The organism is cf. Phormidesmis sp. LEGE 11477 (assembly GCF_015207105.1).
GTDB lineage: Bacteria > Cyanobacteriota > Cyanobacteriia > Phormidesmidales > Phormidesmidaceae > Phormidesmis.
The window spans coordinates 19765-38909 of the sequence record NZ_JADEXO010000015.1 but is presented as its reverse complement, the minus strand read 5'-3'; the positions used below and the strand labels follow the sequence as shown (position 1 = coordinate 38909).

General features: G+C 48.9%; 19 protein-coding genes. 13 read left to right on the top strand and 6 right to left on the bottom strand.

Translation table 11 applies throughout. The features are described from left to right. The first annotated feature begins 69 nt into the window (after positions 1 to 69). The 11 genes from IQ256_RS07155 (at position 70) to IQ256_RS07105 (ending at position 11308) form a co-directional block, all read left to right on the top strand. Positions 70 to 1287 (top strand): acyl-CoA dehydrogenase family protein, encoded by a 1218-nt coding sequence (locus tag IQ256_RS07155; RefSeq protein ID WP_193854851.1) that lies wholly within the window; start codon positions 70 to 72, stop codon positions 1285 to 1287. Between the two features lie 175 nt (positions 1288 to 1462). Further along, complete coding sequence (locus IQ256_RS07150) at positions 1463 to 1672, top strand: hypothetical protein (RefSeq protein ID WP_193854850.1); 210 nt, start codon at positions 1463 to 1465, stop codon at positions 1670 to 1672. A gap of 495 nt (positions 1673 to 2167) precedes the next feature. Beyond that, entirely contained in the window at positions 2168 to 3226 is a 1059-nt protein-coding gene (locus IQ256_RS07145) for an amino acid ABC transporter substrate-binding protein (protein WP_228024652.1), read from the top strand. 452 nt (positions 3227 to 3678) lie between these two features. Then, a complete protein-coding gene (locus IQ256_RS07140) occupies positions 3679 to 5136 on the top strand; it encodes an amino acid ABC transporter permease (RefSeq protein WP_193854848.1) in 1458 nt (485 codons plus the stop codon). A gap of 59 nt (positions 5137 to 5195) precedes the next feature. Beyond that, on the top strand, positions 5196 to 6788 hold the full coding sequence (locus IQ256_RS07135; RefSeq protein ID WP_228024651.1) for an amino acid ABC transporter permease: 1593 nt from the start codon (positions 5196 to 5198) through the stop codon (positions 6786 to 6788). 33 nt (positions 6789 to 6821) lie between these two features. After that, positions 6822 to 7607, top strand: coding sequence for an amino acid ABC transporter ATP-binding protein (locus IQ256_RS07130; RefSeq protein ID WP_193854847.1), 786 nt, complete (start codon positions 6822 to 6824; stop codon positions 7605 to 7607). Between the two features lie 186 nt (positions 7608 to 7793). Beyond that, complete coding sequence (locus IQ256_RS07125) at positions 7794 to 8273, top strand: hypothetical protein (protein WP_193854846.1); 480 nt, start codon at positions 7794 to 7796, stop codon at positions 8271 to 8273. Positions 8274 to 8359: 86 nt separating this feature from the next. Continuing rightward, positions 8360 to 10027 carry an ATP-binding protein gene (locus tag IQ256_RS07120; protein ID WP_193854845.1) on the top strand — a complete coding sequence of 556 codons (1668 nt, stop codon included), beginning with the start codon at positions 8360 to 8362 and terminating at the stop codon, positions 10025 to 10027. Positions 10028 to 10096: 69 nt separating this feature from the next. Continuing rightward, the gene (locus tag IQ256_RS07115) at positions 10097 to 10453 is read left to right on the top strand and encodes a hypothetical protein (protein ID WP_193854844.1); all 357 of its coding nucleotides are present in this window, start codon (positions 10097 to 10099) and stop codon (positions 10451 to 10453) included. Between the two features lie 2 nt (positions 10454 to 10455). Next, positions 10456 to 10893 (top strand): HNH endonuclease, encoded by a 438-nt coding sequence (locus IQ256_RS07110; protein ID WP_193854843.1) that lies wholly within the window; start codon positions 10456 to 10458, stop codon positions 10891 to 10893. Between the two features lie 88 nt (positions 10894 to 10981). Then, positions 10982 to 11308, top strand: a complete 327-nt coding sequence (locus IQ256_RS07105; protein ID WP_193854842.1) for a hypothetical protein — start codon at positions 10982 to 10984, stop codon at positions 11306 to 11308. Between the two features lie 203 nt (positions 11309 to 11511). Here the strand turns inward: IQ256_RS07105 and gatB are convergent, their stop codons facing one another. The 5 genes from gatB to IQ256_RS07080 form a co-directional block, all read right to left on the bottom strand. Then, a complete protein-coding gene (gatB, locus tag IQ256_RS07100) occupies positions 11512 to 12993 on the bottom strand; it encodes an Asp-tRNA(Asn)/Glu-tRNA(Gln) amidotransferase subunit GatB (RefSeq protein WP_193854841.1) in 1482 nt (493 codons plus the stop codon). Between the two features lie 96 nt (positions 12994 to 13089). Then, on the bottom strand, positions 13090 to 13998 hold the full coding sequence (locus IQ256_RS07095) for a nucleotidyltransferase family protein (RefSeq protein ID WP_193854840.1): 909 nt from the start codon (positions 13996 to 13998) through the stop codon (positions 13090 to 13092). 250 nt (positions 13999 to 14248) lie between these two features. Continuing rightward, positions 14249 to 15151, bottom strand: a complete 903-nt coding sequence (locus tag IQ256_RS07090) for a nucleotidyltransferase family protein (protein ID WP_193854839.1) — start codon at positions 15149 to 15151, stop codon at positions 14249 to 14251. A gap of 175 nt (positions 15152 to 15326) precedes the next feature. Then, on the bottom strand, positions 15327 to 15749 hold the full coding sequence (locus IQ256_RS07085; protein ID WP_193854838.1) for a hypothetical protein: 423 nt from the start codon (positions 15747 to 15749) through the stop codon (positions 15327 to 15329). 346 nt (positions 15750 to 16095) lie between these two features. Further along, a complete protein-coding gene (locus IQ256_RS07080) occupies positions 16096 to 16677 on the bottom strand; it encodes a hypothetical protein (protein ID WP_193854837.1) in 582 nt (193 codons plus the stop codon). A 483-nt stretch (positions 16678 to 17160) separates the two neighbouring features. On the opposite strand from IQ256_RS07080, the gene dps reads away from it, so the two are divergent. Both dps and IQ256_RS07070 read left to right on the top strand, forming a co-directional pair. Next, complete coding sequence (dps, locus tag IQ256_RS07075) at positions 17161 to 17664, top strand: DNA starvation/stationary phase protection protein Dps (RefSeq protein ID WP_193854836.1); 504 nt, start codon at positions 17161 to 17163, stop codon at positions 17662 to 17664. A 143-nt stretch (positions 17665 to 17807) separates the two neighbouring features. Next, positions 17808 to 18671 carry an Rpn family recombination-promoting nuclease/putative transposase gene (locus IQ256_RS07070; protein ID WP_193854835.1) on the top strand — a complete coding sequence of 288 codons (864 nt, stop codon included), beginning with the start codon at positions 17808 to 17810 and terminating at the stop codon, positions 18669 to 18671. A gap of 22 nt (positions 18672 to 18693) precedes the next feature. On the opposite strand, the gene IQ256_RS07065 is transcribed toward IQ256_RS07070, so the two are convergent. After that, positions 18694 to 18993 carry a hypothetical protein gene (locus IQ256_RS07065; protein WP_228024650.1) on the bottom strand — a complete coding sequence of 100 codons (300 nt, stop codon included), beginning with the start codon at positions 18991 to 18993 and terminating at the stop codon, positions 18694 to 18696. Positions 18994 to 19145 lie beyond the last annotated feature (152 nt).

The following is a 19145-nucleotide window of genomic DNA, read 5'->3' as shown; positions in this document are numbered from 1 at the left end:
CCTTTCCTTCTCTTTATCATAGTCAAAGCAATTTAACTCAAAGCGATCTAGCCGCCCCGTCATTTGTTCATGCCTTTTCCAACCAAGACTGATCCCAATACCGACAGCCAGTTCAAATTAGAGGTCGAGTCAAAAGCTGCCAAGTTGGAAGTATTAGAGCAGCATCTGGCTAATCGAGTTGTGCCCGTCGCGCAGCAGCTAGATCGTCAGCCAGATAGGCTATTTTCAGCCTTTCTAGAGCTGGGTGCAAAAGGCTGGCTAGCGCCGAAACTGCCTAAGGAGCAGCTTAAGAAATTGTCTGAGACACAAGCCCAGTCATCAGAGGCAGAGGCATCAGGATCAGAGGCGTCGAGGTCAAATAGCGAGAAATTAGATAGCGGGGGATTGGGATTAGATGGGCAAGAGTATCAGCAGTTTCAAAGTGCGATCGCCCGCTGTTCAGGGGCGCTAGCTTTTCTTCAGACTCAGCACCAAAGTGCTGCTAGCCTCATCCTTAGCGGTGAAAATGAAGCGCTCAAGCAGAGATATTTGCCCCAGATGGCGACGGGCGATCGCTGCGTTGGGGTGGGCTTTTCTCAGCTGCGCCGACAGCCTGCGCCTTTGCGAGCAGACCCCATTGCTGATGGCTATCGGCTCAGCGGTCAGGTTCCTTGGGTAACAGGCGCAGGACTGTTTAGCGAATTTGTCGGCGCTGCGGTTTTGGCGGATGGCTCGGCGGTGTTTGGCCTGATACCGCTGGTGACACAGACAGTCAGCGATCAAAAGATCACGGTGGGTGACCCAATGCGGCTTGCAGCGATGTCATCCATGAATACGGTCGCGGTGGAGATGGAACATTGGCTCTTGCCAGCCGCGCAGGTCGTCGCGCATAGGCCCAAAGGATGGATAGAGGAACGCGATCGCGCTAACCCGCTCAGTCCACTAGGGCTAATCTTGGGCTGCGCTGGGGCCGGGATAGACGTACTAGGACAGTCCTTAAACCGGCGGAATATAGATCACGATATTGCCAGTCAGCTTAAGCTCAAGCTGACCTGTTTACAGTCAAATTTGCCTGAGATAGCTGCCTTACCTATCAGTAACTATGCTCAAAAGCTAGCGCTTAGAGGGCAGGCGATCGCGCTGATGAATACCTGCACTCAAGCCGCCGTCATTGCCTCTAGTGGAGCGGCCAATACGCTAGACCACCCGGCTCAGAGGGTCTACGGCGAATCAATGGTTTTTAGTGTAAGTGGGCAGACTACGGACGGGGCGATCGCTACCCTAGATCGCCTGATGGCGTTTGTTTAGACACGTCGATAAAAAGATACACATACCAATACAAAGACACAGTTTTCTACAGCGACGAAATGAAGGGATGTAACGGTAATAACAACGCTGTTAAGAACAATGTTTTAAAGTATGAGTCACTGTTTTACTCTTCGGATATGCGGTAAATATAAAGACAATCTAAAGGATTTAATGTATGGATATTCGTCTTCTGCGTCAGTTTTGGTCTATCCTCGAAGCCTCTCGCAGCCAGCGGCTTGCCTCTCTAGACGACTCTAGTCTTTCAAAATGGATTCTTGATATCCTCAAAGCGGACCCTACTTTCGATTCGCGCCACCTGCCTACGGTCGATCAGTACATCCAGACTCGAATTCCGCTCATTCGAGATTTGGCCCAACAGGCTTAATAGCGCATTTCTCCAAAGACACGATTTTCTAAGCCATGATCTCTAAAGGCATAATTTAACGGCGGGTGTCACCACCTACACAACCTGCTGACACCTCTTCAAATCTGTCAAAAAGCTGAGTAGCACATATAGAGAACGCATTGATAACACATTTGTAATTTACGTCACACAATCGCCGAAAATCCTAGCCCAGCGGCCATCTTAGCCTCGTTCGCACAATCATATAGGTGCTGCCGAGACTAGGACCGTAGCCACAAGCACCGATTATCTCCGTGAAAAAGATGATACTGTTGAGCGCAATTACCGCCTGGTAGGTTGTATAGACGCACTGTGGTGTCTTTCGCTAGCAATTCTAGATGCGATCCTAACTGCGATCTCTTCTGGGTGCGATCAGCGATCATCATTAGATACCTCGGTTGCTATCGACAACTCATCAGGCCCGTTGAGTTCCTTGTATCGGAAGTGCGTGAATTGAAAATGAAAAAATGGAGTTTGATGCTCGCCGCGAGCATGAGTGTAATGACGTTGGCCAGTTGTGCTGCCCCAGGCGGAGACACCAGCGCAGCGGATGGCGATGGCGACGGTGATGCAGTTGGCAGTGCTGGTAGCCGTTTGCAAACCGTTTTGGACCGAGGCGAGCTAATCTGCGGCGTAGATGGCGGTATTCCTGGCTTTAGCTTTGTTGAAGCGGGTGAATATTCTGGATTGGATGTCGATACCTGTAAAGCAGTTGCCGCTGCGCTGTTCGACGACCCCGATCAGGTGGTTTATCGCAACCTGGATTCGACTGAGCGTTTTGAGGCGTTGAAAGGTGGCGAAGTCGATATGCTCGCTCGCAACACGACCTGGACAATTAGCCGAGACACCTCGGTTGGGATGGAGTTTGCGCCAACTACTTTCTACGATGGTCAAGGGATGCTGGTGCGAGAAGCAGATGGTATCACTGAGCTAGCTGGCTTTGAAGGCAGATCGGTTTGTGTAGAAGCCGGCACAACCACTGAGCTTAACCTAGCGGATCAAATGCGTCAGCTAGGCGTCAACTTTGACCCTCAGACTTTCCAAGACGCGGACGCGGCCTATGCAGCGTACGAAGCCGGTAGCTGCGAAGGGATGACCTCTGACAAGTCTCAGCTAATTGCTCGTCGCAGTACGCTGACCAATCCCGATGAGCATGTTCTGCTAGATGTCACCATGTCCAAAGAGCCGCTAGGCCCTGTCACTATCAACAATGACTCTGCCTGGTTTGATGCCGTTAAGTGGATAACATACGCACTCGTTGAGGCTGAAGAGCTAGGCTTGACCTCTGAGAACATTGAGTCGACTGTAGCCGATACCGAGAACCCTAATATCAGACGATTTGCAGGTGAGGAGGGCACATTGGGTACCGATATGGATCTGCCTAATGACTTCGCGCTTCGTGCCATCAGGCATGTCGGCAACTACGGCGAAATCTACGAGCGCAACCTGGGTGAAGGCTCCCAGTTCAACTTGCCGCGTGGTCAGAACGCTCTATGGACTGATGGTGGACTGCTTTACTCTCCTCCATTTCGCTAGGTCGCTAAACATAGCCAGATTATCCTTGTCTGTCTAACCTTTTCTATCTGACCCTTTTTATTTATAAGTGAGCGCAGGTAACCAATTGTTTTGGTTGCCTGCGTTCGCTCGTTTAAAGCCAGGAAGTCGGATCAAATAATACGTTTCGTATCAGGCCCAAGTTGCTGGTGCGAAAGGATTATGATATCCATACCAATTCTCTCTTATAACAGCGAGGCACTGCGCTGACAATAGCGCTGAGACTAAACAGGGTTGAGAATATAAGGCATCTGATTTTGTAAACAATGAGACGGAATGTCGTGTAGTTTTGCTGCATAGTTGCCTCTAAGTTGGGGTTAGTCTGGGGTGGCATCATCAAGCGAGTATAAACAGAACTAGAGACATAGAACCTAAAAACCTGTTAGGAATGCTGTCTCTTGAGATAGCGACGTATTTTCGATTAATTGAAGGCTATGGCACAACACTTAACCCAGCTTCTCTACAGCTTGCGATCGCTGCTTCGAGCCTATAGCTTGCGATCGCTGCTTAGAGATGAAAGATTCTGGCAGATTGCCTTTCAGATAATTGTGACTATTGCTGTGTTTGTCACTTTCTCTTATCTATTTGGTAATCTTTCTCAAAACCTGCGGAACCAGGGCACGGAGTTTAGCTTTAGTTTCTTACAAAATCCAGCGGGCTTTGGCATTGGCGAGAATATGCTGGGCTATGAAACCCAAGACTCGTATGCCAAAGTGATTCAGGCGGGTATCGTCAACTCTTTGAGACTGATCTTTGTCAGCATTATTACTGCGACAATCGTCGGGGTGAGCGCAGGCGTGGCTAGTTTTTCTGACAACTGGCTACTGCACAAAATCAGCCGTACCTATGTCGGCTTAGTCCGTAATGTGCCGCTGTTGCTACAGCTCGTGTTCTGGTACTCAGCCGTCTTTCTAGCAGTGCCGACTGAAGCGAACCAAATTGTTTTACCGAGTCCTAGTACCGCTTGGGTCGTCGCCAACAATAGAAACATCAGCGTACCGGGGCCGGGGCTGCCGGGTGAAGTTTGGATCGCGCTCATGTTGTTAGGGCTAGCACTTTTGCTGTTCGGCCTGTTGTGGAACTCTATTAACAAGTTTCGATATGGACGGTTTGCCGCCGGTATTGCTGGCTGGCTTGAGCGCCTGGGCGCATTGGCGGTCATTGTGGCGGTGGTGATCGTAGATTACTTTCTGCTAGCGAGTAATTCTGCAGAGGATCTGCTGTTCTTTAAGGGGGCTGCTATTGCCTTATTGACTAACCCAGAAGGACTTTGGGTGATTGCGATCGCGATCTTGACTGTGGCTATCTTCATCATCTGGAGAATTCGCCTGAAATCTATGGTGGAAGATGGCAATGACGGCAAGCTATTGATGGGCGTGATGATTGCGATTGGGGTTGCAGCCCTAGCCATTTTGATATTTGCCTTTAATTGGAACACCCCTCAAATTGCAGAAAATGGGCAGGCATCGGGTGGCTTAGAAATGTCCGTCAACTACGTGGCTTCGGTGACAGGGCTGACGTTCTATACAGGCGCATTTATTGCCGAGATTGTACGTGCTGGCATTCAATCGGTGCCGCGTGGACAGTGGGAAGCCGCTCGTTCAGTCGGTCTGAGCAACGATAAAGCCATGCAGCTAGTCGTCTTCCCCCAATCTTTGCGAGTCTTGATTCCACCGCTTAACAGCGAGTTTGCCAACCTGGCCAAAAACTCTAGTTTGGCCTTTGCCGTCGGCTACCCCGAGCTATACAACCTCGCCAATACCACCTTCAACCAGACCGGAAAGCCGATTGAAGTGTTTTTGATGATGATGGCGACCTATCTCACCCTCAACCTGCTGATCTCTCTCAACATGAACCAGCTCAACAAAGCAGTTCAGTTCAAGGAACGCTAAGCCAAAACGCTCAGGCAGGACACTCGACAAAACGCTCAGACAGGACAGGACACTCATTCATGACCAGCTCTAGACCGATAGAACGCGGTGCCCCCCGAGTCCAAAGATCCGGCCCGATCGCCTGGACTCAAAAGCACCTATTCAATAGTCCATTCAACAGCGTTTTAACGATTGTGCTAGGTGGCATCATCATCTATGCGCTCTACAGCATATTGACCTGGGCCTTTGTCCAAGCGCCTTGGGCCGTTGTTACCGAGAACTTTGCTCAGTACATGGTAGGGCTTTATCCGTCTGAGGCTTACTGGCGAGTCTGGACTATCTTGGCACTGGTCTTGACCTTGGCGGGGTTGAGCTGGGGGATTCTAGCGCGCAATCAACAGCGACTATTTTCTTTGCCTGTTCTTGTAGCGCTCGGCATAGCGGCGCTGTTGCTGATTGTTCTGCCGATGACTAGGCCCTATCTGGTCTATTCGCTGGGCAGTTTAGCTTTGTTAGCTTTAGGCGCGATCGCAGGCCAGCGGATAGGACGCAGCTTTTCTAAGGCCGCGCAGTTCATTTCCGCCGGATGGTTTATCTCTTACTTTGTGGTGCTGTATCTACTAGGCGGTAACGCTTTTGTAGACAGCCTGCTCTATGCCGTTCTCTTTCAAATTGGCTTAGGGCTGGTCGTCGGCTGGCAGCTTGCTTCTCGCCTTAGCGTGCCAGTAGTGACGCAGACGCTTGGCAGATTAGCGCTGCTGGCTATTGGCTTTTACGTGGGCTTCTACATCTTAGGAAACCTTCTCTTTCCTACTCTTAGTGGAGCACTTAGCCTGTCCGTCTTTTTGTGGGTGATGAGAGTCGTCGGTGTCCTCATCGGTGTGGGGCTGATCTGGATATTCTCAGAGCCACGGACGCTTGAGAACATAGGCAAGGTGGCGCTGTTCCTAATTGGTTTTGCCGCTGTATTTGTCTTGATGGGGTGGCTGCCGACCCGGCTCGGCTTAGAGTTTGGTTTAGAGTCTGTGCGGACAAACTCCTGGGGCGGCCTAACGCTGACTTTATTTTTGGCCGTCAGCGGTATTGCCCTTTGCTTTCCGGCAGGCGTTCTACTGGCGTTAGGTCGGCAGAGCAGGCTGCCGCTGATTCGGCTGTTCTCGGTAACCTATATCGAGCTGGTGCGTGGGGTGCCGTTGATTTCTATTCTGTTCATGGGACAGGTGCTGATTCCACTGTTCTTGCCGGAGGGCATGCGGCCAGATCCAGTTGTTCGAGCCATCATTGGACTGACTATTTTTAGTGCTGCCTACCTAGCTGAGAATGTTCGAGCCGGACTGCAGTCTGTGCCCCAAGGTCAGGGGGAAGCAGCACAGTCGCTAGGTTTAAACAAACCGCTGACGATGGCGCTGATTGTACTGCCGCAGGCGCTGAAGACGGCAATTCCGGCAATCGTGGGGCAGTTTATCAGTCTGTTCCAAGATACGACGCTGCTAGGCATTGTGGGATTACTAGAGCTGTTGGGCATTACCCGAAATCTGCTGGCCAACCCCAATTATCTAGGTGACTTCGCCCCGGCTTATGTCTTTATTGGCGCGATCTATTGGGTGTTCTGCTACGGCATGACCTATGGCAGCCGCCGGGTAGAAGCAGCGCTCAATACTGACCTGCGATAATGTTGATATTACTCGCTTAGAGGACTTTTTGTAATGACTCAACCTGAAATTCAAACGCCTGCTGTGCCCCGCAATTCTGTGGGCGCGGAGGCGGTAATTGTCGCCAAAGACGTGAATAAGTGGTACGACAACGGCTTTCATGTACTCAAAGGCGTGAGTATGAATGTCTATAAAGGTGAAGTGGTTGTAGTCATGGGGCCTTCAGGCTCAGGTAAGTCAACTTTTATTCGGACGTTCAATGCGCTAGAGCCTTATCAGGAAGGCAGTATTGAGATCGATGGTGTCCGCATTGCCAACGACATCAAAGACATTGAAGAAGTGCGCCGAGAAGTCGGTATGGTATTCCAACAGTTCAATCTGTTTCCGCATCTGACCGTCTTGCAAAACGTGACGCTAGCGCCGATTTGGGTGCGCCGATGGCCCAAGGCCAAAGCAGAAGAAATTGCCATGCGGCTATTGGACAGAGTCGGCATTGCTGAGCAGTCTTACAAGTTCCCCGGTCAGCTATCAGGGGGGCAGCAGCAGCGAGTGGCGATCGCGCGATCGCTCGCCATGCAGCCCAAAGTCATGCTGTTTGACGAGCCGACTTCTGCGCTTGACCCTGAAATGGTTCGCGAAGTCCTTGATGTGATGCGTAACCTGGCCAAAGACGGTATGACCATGGTGTGTGTAACCCACGAGGTCGGCTTTGCTAAAGAAGTCGCTGACCGGGTAGTGCTGATGGACGGCGGTGTTCTAGTAGAAGAAAACACACCCGATGAGTTCTTCAGCAATCCTAAAGAAGAGAGAAGCCAGGCGTTCTTATCTCAAATTCTGTAGCCTTTAATCTGTAGCTTTCAATCTGCGGTACTGACATTTTTCTTCTATCGCTTGACTGCTGTCCCCGTGGTAGGTTATTACGTGCGGTAAATCAATTGATATTGTTGGACTGCTCCAACGTTCTGCGTCTGTCTTGATTGGTGACGCCGCTTGATTTACGACAAGTACAACTGTGAGGAAGACTACATGATCACTCGATTCGGCAGCCGTCTGGCTAGATTGGCAACAGGAGCGCTAGTCGGTGGTCTGGCGATCGCCTTGTCTACCCCAACCGTCGCCAAAGCCCAAGCGGCGTATGGTAGCTACATCGGAATTGGTGGGGCTTTTGGAGATGGTGAGATCGGCGTTTCTGTGAACGGTCGCTACAATATTCTAGAGCTGCCAATTTCTGTTCGAGGCGCAGCCTTTCTCGGTGAAGGGTCCGCCTTTGCTCCTACCGTTTCTTACGACTACCCGGTCAACTTCAACCTAGACGTCTACCTCGGTGCGGGTGTCACCTTCGCCAGCGAGGGGTCTGTGATGGGCGAAGGCACTAGCTTTGTGCTCCAACCCGGTGCAGACTACGCCTTTACGAATAATCGGCTAGTGGTCTTTGGCAATGCGATTATCCCCATCGGCGGAGATACGAATACAGCTATCCAAGGCGGTGTCGGCGTTCAGTTCTAGTGTACTAAGCAGACGCTTTCCGTTACCATAATCCCATTATCTAGAGTTTGTTAATTCTAGGCTGAAGGGCCAAAAGGTATTTAGACATGCAAGAGCTGCGTCCGTTAGGGTCTGTCATCCAGGGCTCCTTGAGTAAGGGGCTGGAAGTGCGGCTGCATCCAGATGTGCTAGTCGAAGAGATGCGGGTGGGTAAGTTTCTGGTCGTGCAAGGCGTGCGATCGCGCTTCTTTTGCATGCTGACCGACGTCGCCCTCGGCATGGCTAGCCAGCGGATTGTCGCTAGCCCCCCTGATCCAAACAATATCTTTTTGCAAGAGGTTTTGGCAGGTTCAGGAACCTATGGGACAGTCGATCTAACGCCGATGCTGATGTTTACGCCGGACACTGATCCGACTCATGAAACGGATTCGAGTGCGCCGCTTCAGCTTTTGCCCGTCAAGACAATTCCTGGACACTTCAGCCAGGTTTACGACGCTTCAGAAAGAGACTTCAGGGCAGTCTTTGGCTGGGAAGATGACGTGCATCGGCGAAACTTTGCGATTGGTCAGCCGATTGATATGGACGTGCCTATCTGCATCGATCTCGATCGGTTTGTCGAGCGCAGCAACGGTATCTTTGGTAAATCGGGTACTGGCAAATCTTTTTTGACTCGTCTGATCCTTTCGGGCATTATCCGCAAGCAGGCAGCGGTCAATCTAATTTTCGATATGCATTCGGAATACGGCTGGGAAGCGGTCAGCGAAGGCAAAGAGTTCAGCACCGTCAAAGGACTGCGACAGCTATTTCCAGGACAGGTGCAAATATTCACCCTAGATCCTGAGTCAACCAAGCGGCGAGGGGTCAGCGACGCTCAAGAGCTTTACATCAGCTTCGATCAGATCGATGTAGAAGATCTGATGTTGATTAGTCGTGAACTGAATCTGTCGGAAGCGAGCTTAGAGAATGCCATTATCTTGAGGAATGAATTTGGCAGCAGTTGGATCAACAGACTGTTGCAACTGAGCAACGAAGAGATCCAAGAATTCTGCGAAGTGAAGATGGGTAGCAAATCTTCGATTATGGCCCTACAGCGCAAACTCACCCGCCTAGCAGAGCTGAAATACATTCGCAGTAGCTGCCCGCACAACTACGTGAATCAGATTCTTGAAACCATCGATGCGGGAAAGCATGTGGTAATTGAATTTGGCTCGCAGAGCAATATGCTTTCTTACATGCTGGCAACTAATGTGATTGCGCGGCGGATTCATTCTAGCTACGTACGCAAGGCCGATCGGTTCTTGCAGAGTAAGAATCCATGCGATCGCCCTCAGCCGCTGGTAATTACCATCGAGGAAGCGCACAGATTTCTAGATCCGGCGACAGCAAGACAAACCATTTTTGGCGTCATTGCTAGAGAAATGAGAAAGTATTTTGTCACTTTGCTAGTCGTCGATCAGCGACCTTCGGGAATTGACAATGAGGTGATGTCTCAAGTCGGTACAAGAATTACCGCACTACTCAATGATGAAAAAGACATCGATGCGATCTTCACTGGCGTCTCGGGTGGGCAAAGCCTGCGCTCGGTGCTGGCTAAGCTGGACTCTAAGCAGCAGGCACTGCTATTAGGCCATGCGGTGCCAATGCCCGTAGTGGTCAGAACCCGGCCCTATGATGAACAGTTTTATAGAGAGATTGGAGATACAAACTGGGCAGAGATGCCTGATGAGATGGTGTTTAGAGCGGCGGAGAGTGCGATCGCCGACCTAGGCTTTTGAGCTTTGCCAGCAAGAAGCAATACGACAAGTAAGCTAGGCTATCTTTGTAGGCTAACCGGATGCAGAACTATGCAAATAACTTTAGATCTACCAGATGATCTTGCGGCTCGGCTCAACACCGTTCAAGATCAAATCCCACAGATCTTAGAATTTGGATTGCGAGAGCTAGAAGCCAATGCTCAAGATAGGTTTTCAGGGCTCACTGCTGTCTTGGAGTTTTTAGCAGGTTTGCCTACGCCCGAAGAAACGCTTGCCTTGAGACCTTCTGCTGAGCTGCAAGAACAGATCAATCACCTTCTAGAAAAAAGTCGCACCACTGGACTTACACCTGATGAAAAGAAACTGTGGCAAAGATACGAATACACAGAACATCTTGTACGCATCGCCAAAACCAAGGCTTACATCAAGTTGAATAGTGCTAGCTAGCTATGAGCAGCACTTACATTCCGACGATGCTAAGAAAGCAGGTACATGAGCGCGCAATCGGCTACTGCGAATATTGTCTTGTGCCTGAGAAGTTGTCGCTCATACCTTTCTCCATAGACCACATCATCGCAGAAAAGCACGGTGGGCTCACCAAGATCGATAACTTAGCGCTTTCATGTTCTGTCTGTAATCAGTACAAAGGTAGCGACATTGCCTCTATCGATCCTCAAACAGGCAAACTCTGCCCATTCTATAACCCGCGTATTGATGTATGGCAGGAGCACTTCTCGCTGCATAGTGGTTCACTATTACCTCTATCTGCAAGAGGGCGAGTAACAGCAAAAATTCTCAGACTGAATCGTGCGGAGCTTATAGAAGAAAGGCGCTTACTCATCGAAGCGAACCTGTTGCATCCGATCACCGGAGTAAATGAGGAATAGCTATCTCTTAGCACTCTGTCATCGAAACCGTGGTTGACCAGCTTAAGAACATCGATACTTGATGGGTATGCCCCACGACCTTTGAAGCATGAAGTTGCTGATTGCGATCGTTATACGCCGCTTATTTCCTCTAGACATGAGCATTCAAGATTCTTGGAACCTAACCAGAAGACATTTAGATTCTGCATCAGCATGCCTACCTGCTGCGTTAGTACCTGGTGAGGATGGCGGTACTCTAGCCCGATACAGGAATTGGCTTGAGCATAATGAACTTGAGTTTGCATTAGACGAATTGATTGACCTTGGGGATGCAAATCCTGTACCCGTAAACTTTTGGCACAATTTGCTTGATGCTGCGTACAACATGGGCTTAGCCAAGCAATCTGTAGAAATTGAATATCGAATAGATCTGTAAGGAGCTCCTATAACTGCATTTTTGCTAGATAAGCAAAAAAAAGGAGAGCCGCGTTGGGCTCTCCCTACCATCAGGGTGCATCTACATGTATCTATTATGACACAAGGGGGTGAGGGGTGTAACCCCCTCTACGCTTCAATCAAAGGATTTTGCGTCCGTACTCTAGAATTTAGGCCAAAAATTCAATTCTTTAGGACGCAATATTAGCTGCTGAGCTTTTTGCCCAAAAGCTGATTAGTCAGCTTTGGATCGGCTCTGCCCCCGGTGCGCTTCATCACCTGACCGACAAAGAAACCTTTGAGCTTGGTTTTCCCAGCCTTAAACTTAGCAAGCTCGTCAGGATGAGCCGCGATCACCTCATCAATCATCGCTTCGATTTCAGCCGGGTCAGAGATCTGGCTGAGCCCTTTACTTTCCACGATTTCTTTCGGCGAGCCGCCGTTCTTGAGCAGGGCGGGCAGCATATCTTTGCCAATCTTGTTGCTGATAGTGCCATCTTCAATCAGTTTGACCATCTCAGCTAGCGCTTCTGCCGATAGCTTGGTATCAGTGATGCTGAGCTTTTCAGCATTAAGATAGCCAGCAATATCGCTCATGATCCAGTTGGCGACGAGCTTACTAGAGGCCCCGGTTGCGATCGCCCGCTCAAAATATTCAGCCACCGCGCGATCGTCCGCTATCACTCCGGTATCATAAGCCGACAGTCCTAGCGCCTCCTCATAGCGCTTTCGCTTTTGGGCAGGCAGCTCAGGCAGCTCAGACTTCCACTGACTAAGCTGATCGGCAGTGACTTCAATTGGCGGCAGATCCGGCTCAGGAAAATAGCGGTAGTCACTAGAGCCTTCTTTTAGGCGCATACTTTTGGTGCGCTGCGGTCCTTCTTCCCACAGGCGGGTTTCCTGATAGATCGGCTCGCCTGCTTCTACGGCGGCAATTTGGCGCTCGATTTCGTAGTCTATGGCTTTTGCGATCGCGCTAAAGCTATTCATGTTTTTGATCTCAACCTTCGTGCCAAATTCCTCTTGGCCCACTGGTCGCACCGAAATATTCACGTCACAGCGCAGCGATCCTTCCTGCATATTGCCGTCGCCCACGCCCAGATAGCGAATAATTCGCCGAATCTCTTCTGCATAGGCCGCCGCCTCTGCCCCAGAGCGTATATCTGGCTCCGATACGATCTCGACTAGCGGCACGCCCGCCCGGTTGTAATCCACCAAAGAATATGTAGAGCCAGCCAGACTGTCACTGCCTGCATGCACCAGCTTGCCAGCATCTTCTTCCATATGCAGACGGGTCACCCCGATTCGCTTACGCACTGGCTCACCGTCTTCGATCAGCTCAATCTCTAGCCAGCCGTGCTCAGCGATCGGCAGATCGAACTGAGAAATTTGATAGTTCTTTGGTAAGTCGGGATAGAAATACTGCTTGCGATCAAACTTACTGTAGGGGGCGATTTGGCAATTCAACGCCAGTCCTGCTTTGACCGCGTACTCTAGAACTTTCTCGTTTAGCACAGGCAATACTCCCGGTAGGCCCATCGTGACTGGGTCTACATGAGTATTAGGGTCTGCGCCAAAAGCGGCTGAGCTAGTCGAAAAGATTTTTGTTTCTGTACTGAGCTGACAGTGGGTTTCTAGACCAATGACAGCTTCGTATTTAGTCTTTACAGGTGCAGCAGCAGTCATAAAAGCTTTGGGTGTAGATAGGTGAGTCGATACGTAGTAAGTACACCAGCAATTGTATCGCTATCGTCTGTGTTTAGCGTCGATACTGCAACATGCTTAATCAACGGATGCTAGAAAGTCACAAAAGTCATTTAACTGTTTGGTTACTAGCCTGTAGCAGTCCTCTAGCATGTAGAAGTTATCAGCGATTTTCTCTGGATCGAGGCGATGTGTGTAGTTGCTACGAATCACATGTCGAAACGATAGATACATATCAAGATACTGACGAGTCGTCTGGTCGATAACAGGTGGACGGGTGCCAGGCACGTCCAAAGTCATCTGGTCTAATAGATCCTTATGCCATTGCCCTGACTGGCTACTCACTAGACCTTCATCAACCTTATCGACAATTCGCTCAAAAGTTTTTTCCAGGCCCGTATAAAATCCATGCAGGCTTAAACCAACTGCTGTCCAGTAGACATCTTGCTTCGTTTCCTCTGCCAGCGCAGCCTGGCTTTTGGCGTAGTCGTATTCTCCGTCAATATCGGCTAGAGTTTGACGAATTCTACTAATTAGCGCGTTGTACTTCGGCATTGAAGACTCTTCTGAAATGAATTCGTCGCTTTGAGGGATGCTGTCTCCTAAAACCAGCCCTTTATCTCGAATATAAGCGCTTAGGCTGAGCGGAGCTTCTTCGATACGAACTAGATCGACTGCGAACGACCTAGAGTGGTTCATCAATGCGGCAAGTGCGCTGATGTGGTTTTTAGACGGGATATCCCATGCGGCTAGGTCAATGTCTGATTTCATGCGAATATCATTGACCGACAGCATAGAGCCGAACAGGACTACTTTCGTTGCACCAAACTTTGCCTTGAGGATGTCAGCGAGTTCTTTGGCTTGCTTTAAACCGTCTTGATGGCGTTGCTTTAGGCGCGATCGCCTCTCAACCTTACGCTGCTGCCAATGCGCCATATAGGGTTGATACTTCTTGGGAATAGCTTTTCGCCGCTGCAAACTCACCATAGGCTGCGAACTTAACCACTAAGAGCAGTATACCAACAGACCTCTATGGCAGTATTGAAATACGAGTAGTACAGCGCTGAGAGTCCGGCTCAAAAACCGCGAAAAATTTTTTGTTTTCCAAAGATGTCTTTGCAGGTGCAACGGCAGTCATAAAAGCTTCGAGTGGGGTTAGGTGGATCTATAAAGCGCAGTAAGTACAAAGGCAATTGTATCGCTATCACCAACGCTTAGAGCATATGCAGCGTGATGCTTAATCAATTGACGATAGAAATTGGCAAAAGCTGTTGAGTTGCTGAACTAGCGAGCCATAGCAGTTCTCTAGTATTCGGAAATTAGCCTCAATTCTGTCATGTTCAAGTTGATAGGCATAGTTACTACGCACAACGTGCCGGAAAGAGAGGTATTGAGACAGCGCCTTCAGCGTCTGCTCATCAATCACCGCAGCTCTGACCCCTCGAATCTCCACAGCCATCTGCTCCAACAGTGCCTTATGCCACCGCTCACCCTTTCCTAAATTGCCATCCACTTCCCTAGCGATCTGCTCAAAAATCTTCTCGAATCCAGTGTAGATTCCGTGCAGGCCAAGGCTCACCGCCATCCAGTAAGCATTTTGTCCGGTTTCCTTCGCAACGTTTAATTGCTCTTCCATTTGGGCGTATTGGGTCGCGATATGAGCTAGCTCTCTTTGAATTCGCGCAATCAGGACAACATGGTTATGCATAGCAGTGTAATCGCGAGACAGCTCGTCACCTTGAGGAACGCTATCGCCTAAAGTCAAGCCTTTGTCGGCTATATAATCTTTCAAACTGGGCGGCGCTTCTTCGATCCGCACCAGGTCTACGCTGAATTCTTCAGCATTCCACATTAGAGCAGTCAATGCCTTGATGTAGTCCCCAAAGGGAAGATCCCATACGGCCAAATCAATGTCTGATTTCATGTGAACGTCATTCACTGAAAGCATGGAGCCAAATAGAACCACTTTCGTCGCACCAAAGTCAGCCTTGAGGATGTCGGCGAGTTCTTTGGCTTGCTTTAGGCCATCTTGGTGGCGTTGCTTTAGGCGCGATCGCCTTTGAACCTTACGCTGCTGCCAATGCGCCACATAGGGTTGATACTTCTTGGGAATAGCTTTTCGCCGCTGTGAACTCACCATAGAGAGCAGTATACCAACAGCCCTCTGAGCGAGACAGATGCTAAACCGCTCATGTCATGCTCGAAATCTGTATCATAAAAGGAACACGGCTGTCCTTAACTATGGTTTCAGGCGGAACTTGGCAAAGTCGCGATACTTTATAGCACTATAGATAACCAACTTCAGTCATAAATATCTATGAGAGTAGACTTTCTTCGGTATGCATCACTCCTTTGGGTGTGATACGAGAACGGTGGCTATCTGTCTGGTATTCAATGAGACGTTCTTCATGAAGGGGCTTGAGCACTTGAGACTTGAACGCTGAGGGATTGCTATATTCGATCCAGTTGCAAAGATTATCAACGTCTACCCAATTTTTGGATGAATACAGAAGCACGAGGGCTTGATCCGCTTTTCTCATCTTTGGATTGAGGACACGTTTAGTACCATCGATTTCCCAAACAAGGGGATGCCTTCTTTCTACCAAAGCATCTACTTCTGCCTGAGCTTCTGTAAGTGATACATTATGAAATATGCGAATAAGCTCAGCCATTATCCAGCTTGCAAGAGACATAACAGCTTCAGCGTCTGCATGATTCGGGTTTACCTCAGCACCCACATGTCCAACACCTCGATTGTTGCGAATTTCGTACAAGTAGGGAAGAAGTCGGGGAATAAGAATTCGCAGTGAACGATCTCCTATCCGAGAAGTATCTTCAGGAATTCTCTCCAGTGCCTGACATGCGCTAACCATGTTTCGAGGTTTGCTAGCAGTCGTAGGGAAATTTCCTATGAGGACTCCGTTAACGATAGAGTAAACTACTTCACAGAGTTTGCCGCCATTGAGTTCTGCTGGCTCCCAACGATGCTCTGCATAGTTCTGAGTTATTCGCTTATAGCATTCAAATAGCTCGTCTCTTAGCGTATCTGGAAGTGCTGCAAATAGTCCCGATAGATTCATATTGTTAACTAGCTTTCTCCTTTATCAACTCTGCGGCTGCATTGAGGCCAGGATTAGTCAGCTCCCAACCCTTATCCTTCGAGCCGGTAATTTTGTTCCCTAAGTTTTCCACACTCTTAGTATGATTCTTTGAATCGAAACAGCCAAATTTCTCGCAGTAAGCTCTAGCATCTTCATCATCAAAAGATGGGTGTCCTCTTCCAAAAAGGGATAAGATGCCTTCCATTAAATATGTTGCTACCGTCTGCTTAGATTTTGTATTACTCTCTTCAGGAAGATCAATTAGTTCAACACTACCGTCAGCCGAGAAATGAAAGAAGTTTTCAAGTATTTCCATATCGATATCGTGCCTATTCATCCAGCGTTGTGCCTTATCGTTCAGCTCTGCTACGTCACTAACTAGTTTAGACGGAATGCTCTGGTCAGTAAGACTCTCAGACTTCTCATCTAAGCTGTCTAAGTTTACTGGCCAACTATCGTCTAGCAAAGCCATCACAGATTTGAGAACACGTCTTCGCTCAGTTGACTCTAACGGTTCGAGAGCTTCATAGACTTTCTCGACCACATTGACTATTGATTCTGACAAAAGTACCTTTTCCTTTAAAGCTTATGAATAGTACAGGAATATTACTATTAATCGAGCGTAAGCTCAATGATTTTGAACACCGAATCTTACAAAGCCCATCTTCACCGTTGCAGCAGGATTTACGCTTGTTCAGAAGCATCACTAGGCCGGATGGAAACGGAGGTAGCTTCGGCTAATCTGCTGAAGCGCAACCTCAATCTTCGTATAGCTGTTGACCTATCAGAACTTAAAGTTGTAAGTGAGAGTGAGCGAGCTGACATACCTGTCGGGCTTCAGGTCAGCAGCAATTGTATGCGCCTTACTCGAAGACTGAAAAAACGCTTGCTAAAACGAAGTCGTTATGAGTATACTTAAGAAATCAAATGAAGTGAATGGCCATTTAAGTCTTGAGTCAATCGGAGCTCTTCTATTCAAAGAAGAATTCCTATGTACCCTTAGTAAGGCCCGATGAATTATCACTTCCTACATTCACTGGAGGACACCATGGTTGCAACCACATCTAAGACTGCTTTCTATCCCACTCGGATTGATTTACCCCTAGACACCCGCCAGGCTGTCGCTGCCATGCTGAACGGCACCCTCGCAGCTACAACTGACTTGCGGACACAGACCAAACAGGCGCACTGGAACGTCAAAGGCAAAGACTTCTACCAGCTACACCTACTCTTTGATGAAATGGCAGATGAGCTAGAAGAATATAGTGACATGGTGGCTGAACGAGTCACCGCCTTGGCGGGTACCGCAATGGGTACCGTACGCATTGCCGCTGGCGAGTCCATTTTGCCAGAATACGACTTCGACGCGGTAGGCGGCATGGATCATGTAGCCGCGTTAGCCGATCGCTATGCCGCCTACGCCAAGCACCTACGCCAAAGCATCGACAAAGCAGACGAGCTAGGCGATCAAGACACCAACGATCTCTACGTCGAGATTTCTCGAACTATTGACAAGCGCCTGTGGTTCCTAGAAGCGCATTTGGTTGGATAAACGTAAGTTAGCGCTTAATCTAGCCTGCTCAATCTAGCTAGCTCATATAGCCAAATAGTCTTGGCAAAAGCGAGGATGTTCTTTCTATGGGCATCCTCGTTTCCTATTAGAATGCAGATACACAGCCTTTGAGCGCTAGACCAATGCTCACCTTTATCAATCCGAAGACTGACTTTGCTTTCAAGAAGATCTTTGGCTCACCCCAAAGTAAAGACATCTTGATCAGCTTTTTGAATGCGATTCTCTACGATTCCAATCCGACTATTCAGGACTTAGATATTCTCGATCCTTACCAGGCACCGAGAATTGAGGGCATAAAAAACTCATTCTTGGATATCAAGGCGCTGCTGGCTGACAGTAGGACAGTCATCATCGAGATGCAGGTGCTAAACGTCTTGGGCTTTGAAAAGCGAGTACTCTACAACGCGGCAAAGTCTTACTCCACTCAGCTGAAGACCGGTGAAGATTACACCTTACTCAATCTGGTTATTGCTCTGACCATCACTGATTTTGAGATGTTTGAACATCTTGACAAAGTAATTTCGCGCTATCGCCTGATAGAAAAAGATGCGCTGACTGAATACAGCGATGATATTGAGCTGATCTTTGTAGAGCTGCCAAAGTTTAATAAAAGCCTAGACGAACTAGAAGATCTCACTGACAAGTGGCTATATTTCCTCCAGTCTGCGGACGAGCTAGAGACGGTGCCCAGCAGCCTAGATCAGGTGAGCGCCATCCGGGATGCTTTTGAAGTTGCTCGCCAGAGTAAACTCAGCCCTGAAGAGCTAGAGATTTTTGAAAAGCGGCAGCAGTTCATTCACGACTACCGAAACTCTTTTCGCAAGGCAGAGCAGCTAGGCCGAGAAAGAGGAGTGGCTATAGGTGAGAAAAAGGCTCGAATTAATATTGCGCGATCGCTCTTAGGAATCTTGCCTGTAGAAACAATCAGCCAAACAACTGGGCTAAGCATCAATGAGATTGAAAATATCGAAGACCTAGAGGACTAGAACAACCGCCATACTACGAACGTTAGCGCCAGAAGATGCTTAGACAGTCCTCTAATGCTGTTTGTTCAGCTAAGGAAAGATTCGTTTCATTTGGCAAAAGACTCAATTCAGTGAGATCTAAAGTCTGTCTAGATTCCCAATCTGAAGCGGGGCTGTACGGTGGGGCGACTCTAGTGATGTGTTTGATGCGATCGCCCTCCGCCTGCCCTCGAAAGCAATAGCGTACTGTTATCTGCTCTCGTCTACTGATCAGCTCAACGCCGATTACTACTGAGCCGCTTTTGCGTAAGAGCAAAGTTACAAGATCACCTTCTTCAGGCATAGTGTAGCGATAGGTGCCCGCTGGCCTGGTTGAAAACGACTGCAACTTGGTCTGGTTGAAACAAAAACTTATTAAAAGTACAACAACTATTTGTTTAAACACTGGTCTCTCTCAATAGTCGACAAAGACAGTTGTCAAAGACTGGGCTACTA